Origin of the sequence: Stenotrophomonas sp. SrG (genome assembly GCF_050031795.1) — a bacterium.
Lineage (GTDB): Bacteria > Pseudomonadota > Gammaproteobacteria > Xanthomonadales > Xanthomonadaceae > Stenotrophomonas > Stenotrophomonas rhizophila_A.
Window position 1 is genome coordinate 1 of the sequence record NZ_JBNBBE010001744.1, and the last position, 230, is coordinate 230.

Genomic DNA, 230 nt, shown 5'->3' on the forward strand with positions numbered 1-230 from the left:
TAGGTGGATCTTGCCTTCGGTGAAACGCTCTATGCGGATCTTCGGGCCCGGCAGGTCGGCCAGTATGCCCACTTCCACGCCCACGCGCTGCGCGGCGGCGCGCACGTCGGCGGCGCGCTGGGCCTGGCCGGACGGGTCACCGTGGCTGAAGTTGAGGCGGACCACGTGCACGCCGGCGCGGAACAGATCCTCCAGCACGCCCGGCGGGTCGGTTGCCGGTCCGAGGGTGG

At 71.7% G+C, this 230-nt stretch carries 1 protein-coding gene; it reads right to left on the minus strand.

Going from position 1 to position 230, the window contains the following annotated elements:
• The coding region (locus ACQG3P_RS25230) for a pyruvate kinase (protein WP_426806569.1) at window positions 1-230 on the minus strand (230 nt) is incomplete at both ends.